The organism is Streptomyces sp. NPDC111520 (assembly GCF_055635295.1).
This window is the reverse complement of record NZ_JBVKBW010000006.1, coordinates 204537-221032: the sequence shown is the minus strand read 5'-3', so window position 1 is coordinate 221032 and position 16496 is coordinate 204537. Positions and strand designations below refer to the sequence as shown.

Sequence of the window (16496 nt, the reverse complement as noted above, 5' to 3'; positions counted from 1 at the left end):
GCTGCCGAAGCCCGCCCGCCCCGCGGCGCCGGGCCGCGCGCCACGTTACTTGTGCCCCCTCGGGTCGGCAACAGTCGCTTCAGCCCCCGAGCCCGGCCGTCTTGAGGGCTATGTGGAGCAGCAGCCGGTCCTCCCCGTCGTCCAGGTCGAGGCCGGTCAGCCGCTCGACGCGGGACAGCCGGTAGTAGAGCGTCTGCCGGTGTATCCGGAGCTCCGCGGCGGCGCGCCCGGCCTGCCCCGCACGGTCGAGGTACACCTCGGCGGTACGTGCGAGGTCGGCGTGCGAGGGGTCGAGGAGCGGACGCACCGAGGGGTCCACCGCCCCGGCGGGCAGCGCGGCCAGCATCCGGTAGGGGCCGATGGCGTCCCACTCCGCGGTGCGCCCGAGCCTCGGCTGGGCGCGGGCGGCGCGGGCCGCGGAGACGGCCTCGTGCCATGCCTCGGGCAGTTCGGCCAGTCCATGGCGCGGGGTGCTGATCCCGGCCCTGGCGTCCGACTCCGCCGCCTTGCCGTTGTCCTCCATCAGCCGTGCGGCGGCGGTGAGCGCGGGCCCCGGCATCGTCGCCGAGCGCAGCCTGACCAGCGCGGCGAGCGCCGCGACCGGGGGCTCCCGGTGCTTGTCGACCGTGCTCTCCTGGGGCGGCACCACGCACAGCGCGGCGGCGCCCGGCACGCCGCGCGGTCCCGGGGCCTCGCCGTCCTCGCCGCCCGGCCAGGGCAGGACGCACACCACCGCGTGGGCCTCGTCGGCGTCCGGGCCGAGCGCGGCGCGCAGCGCCTCGCGGGCGGCCGTGCGGCCGGGCCCGGGGGACGAGCCGAGGAGGTCGCCCAGCGCCCGGCCGGCGTCCGCGCCCGCACGGGACTCGGCGGCCAGCAGCGCGCCGATCCGGGCCGCGACCGCCATGGCGGCGGCCAGCTGGGCACCGGTGTGCCCGCTGGTGTCCAGCAGCCAGACGTAACCGTGGACGACGCCGCCGTGCCGCACGGGCAGGCACAGCCGGGGCCGGAAGACCCCGGCGTCGGGGGCGGCCGGGATGCGGACCGGGGCCGTGGCGCGGGCGATGCCGAACCGCTCGAACCAGGAGCGGACCTCGGCGGTGGAACGGCGGGTGAGGATCGACCGGGTGCGCACCGGGTCCATGGCGCCGTCGTCGTCGCTGTCGTGCGCGCCGAAGGCGATCAGCCGGAAGTCGCGGTCCTCCAGGGTCGCGGGGGCGCCGAGCAGCGCCGAGACCTCGTCGACCAGCTCCTGGTAGTCACCGCGCACGCCGCCATTCTCCCTCATACATCTGTATGAGGGATGCCGATCGGATGCGTGACAGCTGTCGATGGCGGGCGGGGTAGGTGAATCCTAGATTTCACGGCGACGCTGCCTTCCCCCTGGGCAGCCCTTCATCCAGGAGGAGACCGTGCTGGGTCCCGTGCTGCTCGCCGCCTCGCGCAGCGACCGTATGCGCCGCGTCGTCGCGGGCGCGCCGATCACCCGTCCCGTGGTGAACCGCTTCATCGCGGGTGACGAACTGGTGCCCGCCATGGACACCGTGCGGTCGCTGACCACCTCCGGCCTGGAGGTCACGCTCGACCACCTGGGTGAGGACGTCACGGACAAGGCGACCGCGCTCGCCACCCGCGACGCCTACCTGCGGCTGCTGGAGGCCCTCCAGGCCGAGGGACTGGGCACCCGCGCCGAGGTCTCCGTCAAGCTGTCGGCGTTCGGGCAGGCCCTGCCGGCCGGCGGCCACGACATCGCGCTGGAGAACGTCCGCCCCGTCGCCGACCTGGCGAGCGAGATCGGCACCACCGTCACGCTCGACATGGAGGACCACACCACGGTCGACTCCACCCTCGCGATCCTCGCCGACCTGCGGCTGCGCCACCCCGGCACCGGCGCCGTCCTGCAGTCGTACCTCTTCCGCACCGAGGAGGACGCCCGCGCCCTGGCCGTCGCCGGCTCCCGCGTGCGCCTGGTCAAGGGCGCCTACAAGGAGCCCGCCACGGTCGCCCACCAGGACAAGGCCGAGGTCGACCGCGCCTACGTGCGCTGCCTGAAGATCCTGATGGCGGGCGAGGGCTACCCGATGATCGGCTCCCACGACCCGCGGCTGATCTCCATCGCCCAGGACCTCGCCCACCGCCACGGCCGCAAGCAGGGCTCGTACGAGTTCCAGATGCTCTACGGCATCCGCACCGCCGAGCAGCGGCGGCTGGCCGACGAGGGCGAGCGCATGCGCATCTACGTCCCGTACGGCGCAGACTGGTACGGGTACTTCATGCGCCGTCTCGCGGAGCGGCCGGCGAACCTGGCCTTCTTCCTGCGGTCCTTCCTCCCCACCCGCTGAGCCCACGACCCCTCAAGGACACAAGGAGATGTCTTCCATGGACGCTGTGACCCAGGTCCCCGCCCCGGTGAACGAGCCGGTGCACTCCTACGCCCCGGGGAGCCCGGAGCGGGCCCGGCTGGAGGCGAAGCTGAAGGAGCTGGCCGGGAACCCGGTCGAGCTGCCGATGACCATCGGCGGCGTGCGGCGGATGGGCGGCGGCGAGCGCTTCGACGTCGTGCAGCCGCACAACCACGGCGCCCGCCTCGGCACCTATGCCAACGCCACCCAGGACGACGCCCGCGACGCGATCGACGCCGCGCTGGCCGCCGCCCCGGCCTGGCGGGCCATGTCCTTCGACGACCGCGCCGCCATCATCCTGCGCGCGGCCGACCTGTTGGCCGGCCCCTGGCGCGAGACCATCGCGGCCTCGACGATGCTCGGCCAGTCCAAGACCGCGCAGCAGGCGGAGATCGACAGCCCCTGCGAGCTGGTCGACTTCTGGCGCTTCAACGTGCACTTCGCCCGCCAGATCCTGGCCGAGCAGCCGATCGCCAACTCCCCGGGCGTCTGGAACCGCCTGGACCACCGCCCGCTCGAGGGCTTCGTCTACGCGATCACGCCCTTCAACTTCACCGCGATCGCCGGCAACCTGCCGACCGCCCCGGCCCTCATGGGCAACGTCGTGGTGTGGAAGCCGTCCCCGACCCAGACGCACGCCGCCGTTCTGCTGATGGAGCTGCTGGAGGAGGCCGGGCTGCCCAAGGGCGTCATCAACCTGGTCACCGGCGACGGCATCGCGGTTTCCGAGGTCGCCCTGGAGCACCCGGACCTGGCCGGCATCCACTTCACCGGCTCCACCCGGACCTTCCAGCACCTGTGGCGGACCGTCGGCAACAACATCGACAAGTACCGCTCCTACCCGCGGATCGTCGGCGAGACCGGCGGCAAGGACTTCGTCGTCGCCCACCCCTCGGCCGACCCGGCGGTGCTGAAGACCGCGCTGACCCGAGGCTCCTTCGAGTACCAGGGCCAGAAGTGCTCCGCCACCTCCCGCGCCTACATCCCGCGCTCCCTGTGGAAGAACGGCTTCAAGGAGGAGTTCGCGGCGGAGGTCGACGGCCTGACCATGGGTGACGTCACCGACCTGTCGAACTTCATCGGCGCCGTGATCGACGAGCGCGCCTTCGCCAAGAACAAGGCCGCCATCGACCGCGCCAAGTCCGACCCGACCGTCGAGGTCGTCGCCGGCGGTACCTACGACGACAGCGTCGGCTACTTCGTCCGGCCGACCGTGCTGGTCTCCTCCGACCCGGAGAACGAGATCTTCCGCGAGGAGTACTTCGGCCCGGTCCTCGGCGTCCACGTCTACGACGACGCCGACGAGGACGCCTTCGAGGCGATGCTCACCCAGATGGAATCGGTCGCCGCGTACGCGCTGACCGGCTCGGTCGTCGCCCGTGACCGTGCCGCCGTCGCCCACGTCATGGAGCGGCTGCGCTTCGCCGCGGGCAACTTCTACATCAACGACAAGTCCACCGGCGCCGTGGTCGGCCAGCAGCCGTTCGGCGGCGGCCGCGCCTCCGGCACCAACGACAAGGCGGGCGCCGCGCAGAACCTCATGCGCTGGACGTCGACCCGGTCGATCAAGGAGGCCCTGGTGCCCCCGACCGACTACCGCTACCCGCACATGGGCTGACCTTCGCGTCACCCGGACGAGCCCGCAAGGGGCAGGGCCCGGTACCCCCGATTCCGTGGGGTGCCGGGCCTTCGCCGTCTCAGATAGTAGGAAGTCCGAGTAATTGTGGAGACAGATCGGCGGAGCTGTCCTAGCTTTGTAGGAGCCGAACGTCTCGCTCCACCAGCGACCGGCGGACGTCAGCCGCGCACCTTCGCGGGGTCACCCCCCGCAGCGCCGCTCCCCGCCCCGTTCTATGGCGACACAACCCTCCTCTTCTTCTCCGGGAGCTGTTCACCATGGACGAGACCGCCCGCAAGAACGCCGCCGAAGCCCTCCAGCGCGCCCTGGACCGTCGTGACAACGGCGGCTCGACGGGTCACGAGCCGCGATGAGCGGCCTGATCGTTCCCCGCCGGATCAGCCGCCTGCGGCGCCTGGCCTACCTGGCCGTGCGCGCGATGGTGAAGTGATCGATCCGTCCGCCGTTCTCGGCCAGTGCCGAGACGAGCAGCCGCGCCGTCCTGCCGGGCGGTGCCGGCTGCGACTCCACGGCCAGGAACGAGTGGCCCGTGTAGCGGACGCGTGACCACTCCACCGTCTCCACGGCCTTGTGGGCACCCTTCACCCAGCGGTAGGTGTCCACGCTGTCCAGGTCCTTGACCTGCCCTTCGTGACTGTCCGGGACGGGGAAGGCGTACAGGCTCTTCCCCGCGCCGCCCGCCGTGACGTAGACGATGCCGTCCCGCTCGGGGTACGTGGTCGCCCCGACGGGGACGGCCCTGCCCACCGCGTCGCGGCGCACCGCGTCGGTGCGCTCGTAGACGTGGTTGTGCCCGTTCACCACCAGGTCGACCCGGTGCTTCTCGAAGAGCGGCACCCAGGCCTCGCGCACCCCGCCCTCGGAGGCGTGCGCGCTGGTGGTCGAGTAGGCGCAGTGGTGGAAGAAGACGACCACGAAGTCGACCCCGCGCCGCGCCCGCAGCTCGCCCAGCCGCCGGTCCAGCCAGGCGGTCTGACGGCCACCGCTGATCCCGTGGTTGGCCGGGATCTCGTACGACACGTCGTTGGCGTCCAGCGCCACGACGGCCACGTTGCCGTACGTGAACGAGTAGGCGCCGGGGATCCGCGCGGGGTCGGGGCCGTTGCCCGGCAGGGTCCAGCGGGCCTCCTGGCCGCCGTAGCCGTTGGGGGAGTACCAGGCCTCCATGTCGTGGTTGCCGAGCGCGACCATCCACGGGACGCGGGAGGCGACGCTTTCGGTCTGGGCGAGGAACTGGTCCCACACCCGTGCGTCGTAGGTGTCGTCCGCCTTGCCGTGGCCCGAGTCGTCGGCGTAGCAGATGTCGCCCGCGTGGAGATGGAATGCGGGGTTCCGGGCCAGGATCAGGCTGTCGTTGGCCAGCGCGTGGTAACTGACGCCCTGGTCGCCGAAGGCCGTGAACACGAACGGCCGGCGCTGTGCGGGGTCCGGGGCGGTGGTGAAGGAGCCGATCGTGGCGTAGGCGGACGCCGTGGCGGGGTCGAAGCCCCGGTGCCCCACGCCGTAGTAGTACGTGGTGCCCGGTTGCAGCCCGTCGAGCGCCGCGTGCAGGTAGTACTGCTCGACCGGGGGCAGGTCCTTGCCGAGCGCGGCCGTGTGCAGCGGCCGCTCCTCGGCCTCGATCCGCTGCCCGAGCTCCCAGGGCCGCAGGCCCACCCGTACGAACGGCCCCCGGACCGGCAGCGGCACCTGCCAGGAGATGCGCATCTGGGTACCGGGGTCGCCGCCGAAGGCCAGGTGCCGGCCGAACGGGGCCACCAGCGCGCCGTCCACGCGGGCGGCGGCCGGCGGGGCGAGCACCTGCGGGAAGCGCACCGGCGCGGAGGCCTCCCCGCCGGGGTGGGCGGACGCGCCCAGGACACCGGCCCCGGCGACGATCCCGGCGGCCGCGACGCCGCCCCGGACCACCCGTCTGCGGGAGTGCCGCTCCCGGAGCCAGGCGTGCTGCTCCGCCATGCTCAGACGGCCGGCGAGGTGCTCGTCGATGCCCATCCGTGGAGTGTCCATGGACAGGGAATTCCCATCCGCCGCCGACTCAGCACGGTCAGACGGGTGAACAGCGCCTGGCGGGTATGCGGCGCGTCCGCCATGCGGACATCACATGTCATTCCATGGACGGGGGAGTAGGGTTCTCGCCATGTCTCGCAGCATCAGTCTCGCAGTGATCCCCGGTGACGGAATCGGCCAGGAGGTGGTGGCCGAGGGCCTGAAGGTCCTGTCCGCCGTCCTTCCGCAGGACGTGAAGCTGGAGACCAAGGAGTACAGCCTCGGCGCCAAGCGCTGGCACGAGACCGGCGAGACCCTGCCGGACGCGGAGCTGGAGCAGCTCAAGGCGCACGACGCGATCCTGCTGGGCGCGGTGGGCGACCCGTCGGTTCCCTCCGGCGTCCTGGAGCGGGGGCTGCTGCTGAAGCTCCGCTTCGCCTTCGACCACCACGTCAACCTGCGGCCCTCCCGGCTCTTCCCCGGGGTGAAGGGCCCGCTGGCCGGCGAGCCGGACATCGACTTCGTGGTGGTCCGCGAGGGCACCGAGGGCCCGTACGTCGGCAACGGCGGTTCCCTGCGCACCGGTACGCCGCAGGAGGTGGCCACCGAGGTCAGCCTCAACACGGCGTTCGGCATCGAGCGCGTGGTGCGCGACGCCTACGCCCGCGCCCAGGCGCGCCCCCGCAGGAAGCTGACGCTGGTCCACAAGAACAACGTCCTCGTGCACGCCGGCCACCTGTGGAAGAACATCTTCGACAAGGTCGGCGAGGAGTACCCCGAGGTCACCACCGACTACCTGCACGTGGACGCGGCGACGATCTTCTTCGTCACCCAGCCCGAACGGTTCGACGTGATCGTCACCGACAACCTCTTCGGTGACATCCTCACCGACCTGGCCGCCGCCGTGACCGGTGGCATCGGCCTCGCCGCCAGCGGCAACATCAACCCCGGCGGCGAGTTCCCGTCGATGTTCGAGCCGGTGCACGGCTCCGCGCCGGACATCGCGGGCCAGGGCAAGGCCGACCCGACGGCCACCGTGCTCTCGGTCGGCATGCTGCTGCGGCACCTCGGCTACACCGCCGAGGCCGAGCGGATCGAGGCCGCCGTCGCCGCGGACCTCGCCGAGCGCTCCGGGACGCGCAGCACCGCCGTGATCGGTGACGCGCTCGCCGCGCGAGTAGCCGGCTGACCGCCGGGTAAGCCTCCGCCAGTCGGCCCGGCCGGTCAGCGACCGTTCCACGACTGCCCTCGACCTCTCGGGCCGCGCATGTATGTCCTCGGCCCCGCCGCTGCGATAATCAGCGGTGGGGCCGCTGTGCGAGGGGAAACTCGGACGTCCTGGCAGCTGGGGACGGCGGGTGCGGTCCGCCCTGACCCTGACGCGAAGGACACCACACATGACGACGCCCACGATCGAGCTCAAGCCCTCCTCGCGCCCGCTGCCCGACGCGCAGCGGGAGGCGATCCTCGCCAGCCCCGGGTTCGGCCGCCACTTCACCGACCACATGGTGACGATCCGGTGGACCGAGGGCCGCGGCTGGCACGACGCCGAGCTCGTCCCGTACGCGCCGCTGTCCATCGACCCCGCGAACATGACGCTGCACTACGCGCAGACGATCTTCGAGGGCCTCAAGGCCTACCGCCAGCCCGACGGGTCGGTCGCCACCTTCCGTCCCGAGGCCAACGCCGAGCGCTTCCAGGCCTCCGCCCGCCGTCTGGCCATGCCCGAGCTGCCCGTCGAGACCTTCATCGCCGCGGTCGACGCGCTCGTCACCCAGGACGAGGCGTGGGTTCCCAGCCAGGGCGAGCAGTCCCTCTACCTGCGTCCGTTCATGTTCGCCACCGAGGTCGGCCTCGGCGTCAAGCCGGCCAACGAGTACCTGTTCATGGTCATCGCCTCCCCGGCCGGCGCCTACTTCCCCGGTGGCGTCAAGCCCGTCTCCGTCTGGCTCTCCGAGGAGTACGTGCGTGCCGCGCCCGGTGGCACCGGCGCCGCGAAGGCGGGCGGCAACTACGCCGCGTCCCTGGTCGCGCAGGCCCAGGCCATCCAGCACGGCTGCGACCAGGTCGTGTGGCTCGACGCGATGGAGCGCCGCTGGATCGAGGAGATGGGCGGCATGAACCTGTACTTCGTGTACGGGAACACGATCGTCACCCCCGAACTCACCGGCTCCCTCCTCCCCGGCATCACCCGGGCCTCGTTGCTTCGCATCGCCGCTGACCTCGGCTACGAGGTCAGCGAGGGCCGCATCTCCGTGGACGACTGGAAGAACGGCAACGCGGACGGATCGCTGACCGAGGTCTTCGCCTGCGGCACCGCGGCGGTCATCACGCCGGTCGGTTCCGTGAAGTCCACCCGCGCGGACTGGACCGTCGGCGACGGCCGGCCCGGCGAGGTCACCATGAAGCTGCGCAAGGCGCTGCTCGACATCCAGACCGGCCAGTCCCCCGACACTCACGGCTGGATGCACCCCCTGGGCAGCTGACCCTCCGCCGTGTCCGCGCGGCGCCGCACGGGGCAGGGCCCGTGCGGCGCCGCGCCGACGTCTCCGCGGGGCCGGCGCCGGGCGGGGGAGCGGCCGCCCTCACACGGTGACCGCCACCCGCTCCGGGACCCGCGTCGGCGGCACGGGGTGCGGGCGGCCCGCGTGGAGCACGAGGTACACGGCGGCCGTGACGGCTCCCGACACCAGGAAGCTGAGGTCGATGCCGCCGGTCGCGGGGAGCAGGGGCCCGCTGTAGGCCGGGGTGTCCACGGCCAGCAGCCCGATGCCGGACCCCGCCGCCCACGCGACCGCTGCCCGCACGTTCCAGCCGCCGCGGTACCAGTACAGACCGCCGCGGCTGCGCCGGTTGTAGACCTGGAGGGCGTCGGCGTCGTAGCGCCCCCGGCAGCGGGCGAACCCGATCAGGGTGATGACCGCCCACGGGGTGCCCACCGCGGTGAGCAGCAGGACGAACGAGGTCATCGCGTCCTGTGCGGCCCAGGCGAAGTGCCCGACGTAGACCAGCAGGGTGGAGACCGCGGCGACCACGTAGGTGGCCTGCGCGCGCGTCGCCCGCGGCAGGATCGCGTCCAGGTCGAGGCCCATGCTGTAGAGCATCAGCCCCGCGTTGCCCACCGATCCCGCCGAGGCGTTGACCAGGAGCAGCCCCAGGTACCAGGCGGGGGCCGCCGCGACCAGGGGCCCCGCGTAGTCCTCACCGGCCCCGACCGCGAGCGCGGTGAAGGTGCCGAAGAGCTGGGGCACCAGCAGTCCCGCGACGAGCCCGGCGCAGGTGGCCCGGAAGACCCGCGGCTGGGAGAACCGGCGCGGCGATATGTAGCGGGTGTAGTCGCCCAGCAGCGTGATGAACGCGATCGGTCCGCTCAGGCCCGCCGAGACCGTGGCGAGCAGCCAGGTCGGCCAGAAGCCACCGAGCAGGTACCCCGTGCCGGCGGGCGCGGCCGTGGTGAAGTCCCCCGCGTACGCGAGGACCCCGACGAGCAGCAGCACCGTCAGCCCTATGGACAGGGCGCGGCTGAGCCGCAGCAGCATGCGGTAGCCGAAGACCGCGGACGTGGCGGTGCAGGCCGCGAGCAGCGCGTAGACGACCGCGTAGCTCCAGCCGCCGGCCGGGAGCCCGGCGATCCGGTGGAGGCAGCCGACGACGGCGTCGCCGCCGACCCACAGGGTCAGCGCGGTATAGCCCAGCGACAGCAACAGCCCGATGACCGAGCCGAGCAGTCTGCCGCGCACGCCGAAGTGGGCCCCGCTGCTGGTGGACAGGTTGGTGGCGGTGCGCAGCGAGACCAGTGCCAGCGGCGCGACGAGCACCGTGCCGACCACGGTGCCCACGAGCAGGGACGTGAAGGAGGCCCACCAGCCGAGACCGAAGGAGACCGGGAGCCAGCCGAAGACGATCACGCCCAGCGCGAGGTTGGAGCCCAGCAGGATGCTGACCAGATCGCGCGGACGACTCGTCCGTTCCTCCTCGGGGACCGTGTCCACTCCGCGTCGTTCGATCTGCATGGCTGGCTCCCTTGCCGTGCCCGGATAGTTAGAACGTCACTCAATCTCCTCCGATCGTCGGCTCCCGGTCAATACTTCCCACGGGTGACTGCGAGGTTTAGAGTGGTGCTCTAACATGTGATCGATGTGGGAGGTGCGGAGGCGTGAGGCTCACCCCGACCGAGCGCGACCGGCTGCTGCTGTTCGGCGCCGCCGAGCTGGCCCGGGCCCGCCGGGCCCGCGGGCTCCGGCTCAACGTGCCCGAGGCCACCGCGTTGATCGCCGACGCGGTCTGCGAGGCCGCGCGGGACGGCGCGCGCCTCGCGGAGGCCGTCGAGGCCGGCCGTGCCGTGCTCGGCCCCGAGGACGTGCTGCCCGGCGTGGCGGACGTCGTCACCGAGGTCCACGTGGAGGCCGTCTTCGACGACGGCTCGCGGCTGGCCGTGGTCCCGGACCCGATCGGCGGGGGCTCGCTGGGGGCGGAGGCGCCCGGCGCCGTGCTGCCCGGCCCGGCCCTGCCCCAGCGGTCCCCGGACGTGGTGGTGGCCGTGCGCAACACCGCCTCGGTGCCGGTCAGCGTGACCTCGCACTTCCACTTCTTCGAGGCCAACCCCCGGCTGGACTTCGACCGTTCGGCGGCGTACGGCATGCGGCTGAACGTCCTGGCCGGCTCCTCCGTCCGCTTCGGGCCGGGGGAGGAGCGGGCGGTCGAGCTCGTCCCGATCGGCGGGGACCGCGTCGTGATCGGCTTCGCCGGGCTCGTCGACGGTCCGCTCGACGCGCCCGGCGCGAAGACGGAGGCCCTGCGGCGGGCCGCCGCCTGCGGATACCTGGGGGCGCGGCGATGACCATCGACCCGTACGAGTACGCCGCCGTCCACGGACCGCGCGCCGGGGACCGGGTCCGGCTGGGCGACTCGGGCCTGGTGGTCCGCGTCGAGTCGGACTCCCAGCGGCCCGGGGACGAGTTCCTCGCCGGCTTCGGCAAGACCGCCCGCGACGGGCTGGCCCTCAAGGCCGCCGCCGTACGCGAGACCTGCGACGTGGTGATCAGCAACGTCCTGGTCATCGACGCCGCCGTCGGCATCCGCAAGGTGTCCGTCGGCATCCGCGAGGGCCGCATCCACGCCATCGGCAGGGCCGGCAACCCGGACACCCTCGACGGGGTGGACGTCGTGGTCGGCACGGGCACCTCCATCGTCTCCGGCGAGGGCCTGATCGCCACCGCCGGGGCCGTGGACACCCACGTCCACCTGCTCTCACCGCGGATCATGGAGGCCTCGCTCGCCTCCGGTGTCACCACGATCATCGGCCAGGAGTTCGGGCCCGTCTGGGGCGTCGGCGTCAACTCGCCCTGGGCGCTGCGGCACGTGTTCAACTCCTTCGACGCCTGGCCCGTCAACATCGGCTTCCTCGGCCGCGGTTCCTCCTCCGACCCGGCGCCACTGGTCGAGGCGCTCGCCGAGGGAGGGGCCTGCGGCTTCAAGGTCCACGAGGACATGGGCGCCCACACCCGGGCCCTGGACACCGCGCTGCGGGTCGCCGAGGAGTACGACGTCCAGGTCGCGCTGCACAGCGACGGCCTGAACGAGTGCCTGTCGGTGGAGGACACCCTGCGGGTGCTGGAGGGCCGGACGATCCACGCCTTCCACATCGAGGGCTGCGGCGGCGGGCACGTCCCCAACGTCCTGAAGATGGCGGGCGTCCCCAACGTCATCGGCTCCTCGACCAACCCCACCCTGCCCTTCGGCCGGGACGCGGTCGGCGAGCACTACGGGATGATCGTCTCCGTCCACGACCTGAAGCCGGACCTGCCGGGCGACGCCGCCATGGCCCGCGACCGCATCCGCGCCGGCACGATGGGCGCCGAGGACGTGCTGCACGACCTCGGCGCGATCGGCATCACCTCCTCCGACGCCCAGGGCATGGGCCGCGCCGGCGAGACCGTGCGCCGCACCTTCGCCATGGCGGGGAAGATGAAGGCCGAGCGCGGCCCCCTGGAGGGGGACGGCCCGGACGACGACAACGCCCGGGTGCTGCGCTACGTCGCCAAGCTCACCATCAACCCGGCCATCGCCCACGGCCTCGCCCACGAGATCGGCTCGATCGAGGTCGGCAAGCTCGCCGACATCGTGCTGTGGCGGCCGCAGTACTTCGGCGCCAAGCCGCAGATGGTGCTCAAGTCCGGCTTCCCCGCCTACGGGGTCACCGGCGATCCCAACGCGGCCACCGACACCTGCGAACCCCTCGTCCTCGGACCGCTGTTCGGGGCCCACGGCGCCACGGCGGCGGAGCTGTCCGTGGCGTTCGTGGCCCGCCCCGCCATGGAACTGGAGCACGACCGGATGCCCACCCGGCGCCGGCGCGTCGCCGTGCGCGGCACCCGCGGCATCGGCCCGGCCGACCTCGTCCTCAACTCCCGCACCGGGCAGGTCGACGTGAAGGACGCCACGGGCCTGGTGACCCTCGACGGCGACCCGCTGCGCTCCGAGCCCGCGGAGCGGGTGTCGCTCAGCCGTCTCTACTTCTTGTGACAAGGACCGGCACCATGCCCACCACCCCCGCCGCCGACGGCTACACGATGCCGCCCGAGTGGGCCCCGCACACCCGCACCTGGATGGCGTGGCCGTCGCCCAGCGTCACCTTCGACGGCGCGGACGACCTCGCCGAGTCCCGCGCCGCCTGGGCCGCGGTGGCCCGGACGGTCGCCCGCTTCGAGCCGGTGACCGTCGTCGCCCGTCCCGAGGACGCGGCGGCCGCCAGGGAGCTGCTCGGCGCCGGCGGCGCGGACGTCACGGTCACCGAGGCGCCGCTGGACGACGCTTGGATGCGCGACATGGGCCCCACCTTCCTGACCGGCGGCGGACGCCTCGCCGCCGCCGACTGGACGTTCAACGGCTGGGGCGCCCAGGAGTGGGCGGCCTGGGGGCACGACGCCGAGATCGGCGCCTTCGTCGCCGGGCAGGCCGGCGCCGCCCGCTACGCCACGTCCTTCGTCAACGAGGGCGGGGGCCTCCACGTCGACGGCGAGGGCACCGTGCTGCTCACCGAGACCGTGCAGCTCGATCCGGGCCGCAACCCGGGCTGGACGAGGGAGCGGGCGGAGGCCGAGGTCCACGCCTTCCTCGGCACCCGCAAGGCGATCTGGCTGCCCCGCGGCCTCACCGCCGACTACGGCCGCTTCGGCACCCGCGGCCACGTCGACATCGTGGCGGCCTTCGCGCGTCCCGGTGTGGTCGTCGTCCACAGCCAGCAGGACCCGGCCCACCCCGACCACGCCGTCTCCCGGGAGGTCGCGTCCCTGCTGCGGGCCGCCACCGACGCCCGGGGCCGGTCGCTGGAGGTCGTGGAGCTGCCCGCGCCCCAGGTCCGCGAGGTGGACGGCGAACTCGTCGACTACTCGTACGTCAACCACTACCTCTGCAACGGCGCCGTGATCCTCTGCGCCTTCGACGACCCGGCGGACGAGGTCAACAGGGCGGTCTTCGAGCGGCTCTTCCCGGACCGGGAGGTCGTACTGGTGGACGCTCGTACGATCTTCGCCCACGGTGGTGGTATTCATTGCATCACCCAGCAGCAGCCCCAGGTGTGACCGTCCCACCGCCCCCGGAGGAACCGTGACCGGACCCGCCCGCCCGCGGCGGCGGCTCAAACAGCCCCGCGAGGACGTGATGTCCGCCGCCATGGCGACCATCGCCGAGCGCGGTCTGGCCGAACTGACCATCGCGGGCCTCGGCCGGCAGGTCGGTATGAGCAGCGGCCACATCCTCTACTACTTCGGCAGCAAGGACGAGCTGCTGCTGCAGACCCTCGAATGGAGCGAGGAGCAGCTCGCCGCCGAGCGCCGGCGGGTGCTGGGCGGCCCCAGCGCCCCACGGGAACGGCTCGACGCCGTGATCGACCTCTACCTCCCCGACGGGCGCCGGGACCCGCGCTGGACGCTCTGGTCCGAGATCTGGAACAGGACGACGGCCGCCGAGGACGTCCTGCGCCGCCAGCTCGACCTCGAACTGGTCTGGCACCGCGACCTGGTCGCCCTGCTCGCCGAGGGCATCTCGCGCGGCGACTTCCGGCGGCTGGACCCCGAGCGCTTCACCGTGCGGCTGCGCGCCCTGCTGGACGGCTTCGGGGTGCCCCTGGTCATCGGGCTGCCGGGAATGGACCGCGAGCAGGCCCTGGAGCACGTCCGGGAGTTCCTGGACGACGCCCTCACCCCGGCCCCCGCGGCGGGCTGAGGGACGGCCGGGACACCCCCTCTTCCGCCCGCCGACGAGCGGGTGCCCGCATCCTGAGACCGTGTCCCACGTCCGCGGGTCCTGTGGCACACTGCCGATGTGCCCTCGTTCGCCATGATTATCGGCAGCAGGCGCGCCGGTCCTCAGTGATCGCACCACCGCAGACCACCGCGGAAGCGACCACCGTGTCCCAGACCCGCGCGCAGACCTCTCGCACCCGCGAGAGGTTTTTTCGTTTCCCGGCCCACCCGCGCCGGGGGCGGCGCAGCGCGAGGGATGATGGGGGCAAGTGGAGCCCGGTCTTCCGGAACCACTCACCCGACAGGAGTTGGAACGAACCATGACGGCCGTACTGGACGACAGCTTCCACGTCTTCGACACCACGCTGCGCGACGGCGCGCAGCGCGAGGGCATCAACCTCACCGTCGCCGACAAGCTGACGATCGCCCGGCACCTGGACGACTTCGGGGTGGGCTTCATCGAGGGCGGCTGGCCCGGCGCCAACCCCCGCGACACCGAGTTCTTCGCACGCGCCGCCGACGAGCTCGACCTGCAGCACGCCCAGCTGGTGGCCTTCGGCGCCACGCGCCGGGCCGGCGGCAGCGCCGCCGAGGACCCCCAGGTCAGGGCGCTGCTGGAGTCGGGCGCCCCGGTCGTGACCCTGGTCGCCAAGTCCCACGACCGGCACGTCGAGCTGGCCCTGCGCACCACGCTCGAGGAGAACCTGGAGATGGTCCGGGACACCGTCTCCCACCTGCGTTCCCAGGGCCGCCGGGTCTTCGTCGACTGCGAGCACTTCTTCGACGGCTACAAGGCCAACCCGGCGTACGCCAAGGAGGTCGTGCGCACCGCCCACGAGGCCGGCGCCGACGTCGTGGTCCTCTGCGACACCAACGGCGGGATGCTGCCCGCACAGATCACCGCCGTCGTCCGCACCGTGCTCGCCGACACCGGCGCCCGCCTGGGGATCCACGCCCAGGACGACACCGGCTGCGCGGTCGCCAACACCCTCGCCGCCGTCGACGCCGGGGCCACCCACGTCCAGTGCACCGCCAACGGCTACGGCGAGCGGGTCGGCAACGCCAACCTCTTCCCGGTCGTGGCGGCCCTGGAGCTCAAGTACGGCCGCAAGGTGCTGCCCGCCGGTTCCCTCGCCGAGATGACCCGCATCTCGCACGCCATCGCCGAGGTCGTCAACCTCACGCCCTCCACCCACCAGCCGTACGTGGGAATCTCGGCCTTCGCCCACAAGGCGGGCCTGCACGCCTCGGCGATCAAGGTCGACCCCGACCTCTACCAGCACATCGACCCGGAACTGGTCGGCAACACCATGCGCATGCTGGTCTCCGACATGGCGGGCCGCGCCTCGGTGGAGCTCAAGGGCAAGGAGCTCGGCATCGACCTCGGCGACGACCGCGAGCTGATCGGCCGCGTCGTCGAGCGGGTCAAGGAGCGCGAACTCGCGGGCTACACCTACGAGGCGGCCGACGCCTCCTTCGAACTCCTGCTGCGCGAGGAGGTCGAGCGCCGGCCGCTGCACTACTTCCGGGTCGAGTCCTGGCGCGCCATCGTCGAGGACCGCCCCGACGGCACCCACGCCAACGAGGCGACGGTCAAGGTATGGGCCGACGGACAGCGCATCGTTGCCACCGCCGAGGGCAACGGCCCGGTCAACGCGCTCGACCGCGCGCTGCGCGTCGCACTGGAGCGGACCTACCCGCAGCTGGCGAAGCTGGAGCTGGTGGACTACAAGGTCCGCATCCTGGAGGGCAAGCACGGCACGGAGTCCATCACGCGGGTGCTGGTCGCCACCTCGGACGGCAGCTGCGAGTGGTCCACCGTCGGCGTCGGCGAGAACGTCATCGCCGCCTCCTGGCAGGCCCTGGAGGACGCGTACGCGTACGGGCTGCTGCGCGCCGGCGTGGAGCCGCTCCGGAACGACTGAAGGGCGCGGACCGAAGTGGCGGACGCGGCGCATTCGCCCGCGTCCGCCGCGCCGAAAGGGCGTCCGGGCACGTGACGCGGCTGCCGCACCGGAATAATTGCCGTGGGCACCGGAATTCCCGCTCCAGTAATTCCGCGCGATTGATCCGTCCGCGCCGGGCCACCGTCCATGAGTGGACACCCGGCTCCCGTGTCGTTACGGTCGAATTGTCGGCGTCATCGACATGGGATGACTTGATCCGCAGGTCAGATGGCGTCCGCAGTCGGAATCGCCCGGCTGTCATGGTGCCTCGCGCATTGCA

At 72.5% G+C, this 16496-nt stretch carries 12 protein-coding genes; 9 read left to right on the top strand and 3 right to left on the bottom strand.

Going from position 1 to position 16496, the window contains the following annotated elements; translation table 11 throughout:
- Window positions 1-79: 79 nt before the first annotated feature.
- The gene (locus ACZ7MY_RS16010; protein ID WP_499602272.1) at window positions 80-1267 is read right to left on the bottom strand and encodes a PucR family transcriptional regulator; all 1188 of its coding nucleotides are present in this window, start codon (window positions 1265-1267) and stop codon (window positions 80-82) included.
- Window positions 1268-1409: 142 nt separating this feature from the next.
- On the opposite strand from ACZ7MY_RS16010, the gene ACZ7MY_RS16005 reads away from it, so the two are divergent.
- Both ACZ7MY_RS16005 and pruA read left to right on the top strand, forming a co-directional pair.
- Window positions 1410-2339 carry a proline dehydrogenase family protein gene (locus ACZ7MY_RS16005; RefSeq protein ID WP_499602271.1) on the top strand — a complete coding sequence of 310 codons (930 nt, stop codon included), beginning with the start codon at window positions 1410-1412 and terminating at the stop codon, window positions 2337-2339.
- Window positions 2340-2376: 37 nt separating this feature from the next.
- Window positions 2377-4017 carry an L-glutamate gamma-semialdehyde dehydrogenase gene (pruA, locus tag ACZ7MY_RS16000; protein ID WP_499602270.1) on the top strand — a complete coding sequence of 547 codons (1641 nt, stop codon included), beginning with the start codon at window positions 2377-2379 and terminating at the stop codon, window positions 4015-4017.
- Window positions 4018-4437: 420 nt separating this feature from the next.
- Here the strand turns inward: pruA and ACZ7MY_RS15995 are convergent, their stop codons facing one another.
- The gene (locus ACZ7MY_RS15995) at window positions 4438-6045 is read right to left on the bottom strand and encodes a purple acid phosphatase family protein (RefSeq protein WP_499602268.1); all 1608 of its coding nucleotides are present in this window, start codon (window positions 6043-6045) and stop codon (window positions 4438-4440) included.
- A gap of 130 nt (window positions 6046-6175) precedes the next feature.
- On the opposite strand from ACZ7MY_RS15995, the gene ACZ7MY_RS15990 reads away from it, so the two are divergent.
- Window positions 6176-7213 (top strand): 3-isopropylmalate dehydrogenase, encoded by a 1038-nt coding sequence (locus tag ACZ7MY_RS15990; protein ID WP_499602266.1) that lies wholly within the window; start codon window positions 6176-6178, stop codon window positions 7211-7213.
- 208 nt (window positions 7214-7421) lie between these two features.
- Window positions 7422-8510, top strand: coding sequence for a branched-chain amino acid aminotransferase (locus tag ACZ7MY_RS15985; RefSeq protein ID WP_499602264.1), 1089 nt, complete (start codon window positions 7422-7424; stop codon window positions 8508-8510).
- A 99-nt stretch (window positions 8511-8609) separates the two neighbouring features.
- On the opposite strand, the gene ACZ7MY_RS15980 is transcribed toward ACZ7MY_RS15985, so the two are convergent.
- Window positions 8610-10037: a cytosine permease gene (locus ACZ7MY_RS15980; RefSeq protein ID WP_499602262.1), complete on the bottom strand. Its 1428-nt coding sequence runs from the start codon at window positions 10035-10037 to the stop codon at window positions 8610-8612.
- A gap of 143 nt (window positions 10038-10180) precedes the next feature.
- Here ACZ7MY_RS15980 and ureA point away from each other — a divergent pair, with 143 nt between their 5' ends.
- From ureA to cimA, 5 genes are all read left to right on the top strand, one after another.
- Window positions 10181-10864 (top strand): urease subunit gamma, encoded by a 684-nt coding sequence (gene ureA, locus ACZ7MY_RS15975; protein WP_499602261.1) that lies wholly within the window; start codon window positions 10181-10183, stop codon window positions 10862-10864.
- Window positions 10861-12549 carry an urease subunit alpha gene (locus ACZ7MY_RS15970; protein ID WP_499602259.1) on the top strand — a complete coding sequence of 563 codons (1689 nt, stop codon included), beginning with the start codon at window positions 10861-10863 and terminating at the stop codon, window positions 12547-12549. The genes ureA and ACZ7MY_RS15970 overlap by 4 nt, the downstream gene beginning before the upstream one ends.
- Window positions 12550-12563: 14 nt before the next feature.
- A complete protein-coding gene (locus ACZ7MY_RS15965; protein WP_499602258.1) occupies window positions 12564-13607 on the top strand; it encodes an agmatine deiminase family protein in 1044 nt (347 codons plus the stop codon).
- Window positions 13608-13632: 25 nt separating this feature from the next.
- Window positions 13633-14250 (top strand): TetR/AcrR family transcriptional regulator, encoded by a 618-nt coding sequence (locus ACZ7MY_RS15960; RefSeq protein ID WP_499602256.1) that lies wholly within the window; start codon window positions 13633-13635, stop codon window positions 14248-14250.
- A gap of 340 nt (window positions 14251-14590) precedes the next feature.
- Window positions 14591-16195, top strand: a complete 1605-nt coding sequence (cimA, locus tag ACZ7MY_RS15955; protein WP_499602254.1) for a citramalate synthase — start codon at window positions 14591-14593, stop codon at window positions 16193-16195.
- The last annotated feature ends 301 nt before the right edge of the window (window positions 16196-16496 follow it).

Coding starts and splice junctions, on each gene's coding strand:
- cimA (WP_499602254.1), top strand. CDS start 14,591: ATGACGGCCGTACTGGACGACAGCTTCCACGTCTTCGACACCACGCTG.
- ACZ7MY_RS15990 (WP_499602266.1), top strand. CDS start 6,176: ATGTCTCGCAGCATCAGTCTCGCAGTGATCCCCGGTGACGGAATCGGC.
- pruA (WP_499602270.1), top strand. CDS start 2,377: ATGGACGCTGTGACCCAGGTCCCCGCCCCGGTGAACGAGCCGGTGCAC.
- ACZ7MY_RS15970 (WP_499602259.1), top strand. CDS start 10,861: ATGACCATCGACCCGTACGAGTACGCCGCCGTCCACGGACCGCGCGCC.
- ACZ7MY_RS15985 (WP_499602264.1), top strand. CDS start 7,422: ATGACGACGCCCACGATCGAGCTCAAGCCCTCCTCGCGCCCGCTGCCC.
- ACZ7MY_RS15980 (WP_499602262.1), bottom strand. CDS start 10,037: ATGCAGATCGAACGACGCGGAGTGGACACGGTCCCCGAGGAGGAACGG.
- ACZ7MY_RS15995 (WP_499602268.1), bottom strand. CDS start 6,045: ATGGACACTCCACGGATGGGCATCGACGAGCACCTCGCCGGCCGTCTG.
- ACZ7MY_RS15965 (WP_499602258.1), top strand. CDS start 12,564: ATGCCCACCACCCCCGCCGCCGACGGCTACACGATGCCGCCCGAGTGG.